Genomic DNA, 1,879 nt, shown 5'->3' on the forward strand with positions numbered 1-1,879 from the left:
ACCCCATTTCCTAAACAGTATACCATACTGTCTAACAAATGGGGTGCAGTTCAAAGCGTTATTTTACATGTTTTTTGCATTTTTACTGCATTTCCGCGCCGTTTTGTCCTTTTATCAACTGTTCTTTTCTTATATTTTACAGGTATTTTACATTTGAACTTTCCCTGCGCGCTCCTGACACGTCTCCGGGAACTGCCGGGAATATGTCATGCGGCCTCGTCCAGCTCCTCCATGGCCTCCCGCACCGTGTCCGCCGAGAAGAGGAACACCCCGCCCCGGGTATAAACCTCCACATGGCCGCCTACAGATCGGATCTCGTACTCACTCATGGTGTTCCCTCCTGTTCCTGCGGCCCGCCTCCGGGCCGCTCCTGTTTTGTTCGACAAGAGGAGTATACCAGATACAGGGTACGATAAGGGGGACTTTCAGAAGCGGGCATGAAAAAACCTCTGCATCGGTGGAAACCCTTTGCAGAGGTTTTCAAATCATCAGGCAGGCATGTGATCGCTCCGCTCGCTTCGCACGATGCCGAGGAAGGGCGGAACGCTTGCACGCTGCTGTCCCTTTTCGCGAGCCTTTTTCAGCTGGTACTCATGGCTGGCAACAGCATCAATAAAATCACGCTCTTTTTGTGTTGCATGATAATAATCGGTGTTGAAACGCTTGCAGACGGAAAACAGGATATCAAGATAATCCATCGTTTCATCCGACATGGGTGCGACCTGCAGTTCGATTTCGTGATTTGCCATAATAACCCCTCCTGTTCTCAGGATAAATAGGTGCTGAAGATCTCCTGCGCGCCTTCATCAGCCAGCATCAAGAGCTTGGGGCCGCCTGGCAGCGGCTGGAAGATCGGCACCGCATGGAAATCCTGAATATAGTGTTCGTACAGTTCATCTGTCTTAGCGGCAAAGGTCACGACACCGCCGTGGCCGCTGTCAATGGATAGCTGGATGCCATAGGCGATCATCATACGACCGATACCGGTATATTTACGCTGATCTGTCAGCGTCGGGTTGCTCTGCGGGTGAGCTTCCATGTTCACGATAAAGATAGAAATGCCGTTTTGATCCTCCCGGTAAGCCCCCAGCGCAATGATCTCACCGCTTGCCGCTTTGGCGACCCGTTTTTCCAGTTGGGAGTCACGGATAAAGTCACTGGTCCAATCGGACTGCCAGCCGTTTTTTGTCACCAGAAGGTCTGACTGTGTGGCAGGCGTGATCTCCACCGGGATGCAGGCTCCGGTCTTGTTTTCTGTAACGAAATATTGCAGCAGCATCGGCACAGCCCCTTTCTGCTTCTATTTTATCATGCAGGAAGGAAAAAGGCAAATTTTCTCCCTCTTTTTTTGCATTTTTCGCGCGAAAAATCGCCGGAACATACTCGTTGACGACACAACCAAAAGGTGTTACACTTTGGGCAACAAAACAACGCTGTGTAATGCAAAAGAAAGAGGTGTTTCAATGAACGAAATGAAGGAAGCAGTGGGGAACTGGCGGGAGGCAAAGCAGTTCAGCCCGGCGGACGAGAACGACTTCCTGCGGTGGCTGGACAAGGCCGACACCGAGGAAAAGCTCTTTTCCCGGCTGACCTTTTGGTTTACCTTCCGGGGCCTGCCTGCGGACCAGAACCAGCGGTATCATCTGGTGCAGGAGCGGGCCCGGGAGCTGCGGCTCTGGAACGGGCTGGAGCTCAAGCTCCGGCGCTGGCAGGACCGTGTGGCCGACGAGTACGAGCAGATCGGAAAGGAGGCGTTCGCGGCCCGCATCGGCGAGGACTACGCCGATTACATCAACAGCCTGACCGACCCGGAGGCCGCCCCGGAGCAGGCTGCCCCGGAGCCGGAGACCGCAAAGCCTGCCGGGGTGCAGGCGTGGTC

The 1,879-nt window shown here is 53.8% G+C and carries 4 protein-coding genes; 1 reads left to right on the forward strand and 3 read right to left on the reverse strand.

The window, feature by feature from the left end; all coding sequences use genetic code 11:
- Nucleotides 1-206: 206 nt before the first annotated feature.
- From J3353_RS16525 to J3353_RS15905, 3 genes are all read right to left on the reverse strand, one after another.
- The gene (locus J3353_RS16525) at nt 207-329 is read right to left on the reverse strand and encodes a hypothetical protein (protein WP_255536694.1); all 123 of its coding nucleotides are present in this window, start codon (nt 327-329) and stop codon (nt 207-209) included.
- A 159-nt stretch (nt 330-488) separates the two neighbouring features.
- Entirely contained in the window at nt 489-749 is a 261-nt protein-coding gene (locus tag J3353_RS15900) for a hypothetical protein (protein WP_207685235.1), read from the reverse strand.
- Between the two features lie 17 nt (nt 750-766).
- A complete protein-coding gene (locus J3353_RS15905; protein ID WP_197041752.1) occupies nt 767-1,285 on the reverse strand; it encodes a hypothetical protein in 519 nt (172 codons plus the stop codon).
- Between the two features lie 178 nt (nt 1,286-1,463).
- Here J3353_RS15905 and J3353_RS15910 point away from each other — a divergent pair.
- Nucleotides 1,464-1,879: hypothetical protein (locus tag J3353_RS15910; protein WP_207685236.1), on the forward strand; the 416-nt coding region annotated here is incomplete at its 3' end.

It is taken from the genome of Faecalibacterium sp. Marseille-Q4137, assembly GCF_017377535.1.
GTDB lineage: Bacteria > Bacillota > Clostridia > Oscillospirales > Ruminococcaceae > Faecalibacterium > Faecalibacterium duncaniae.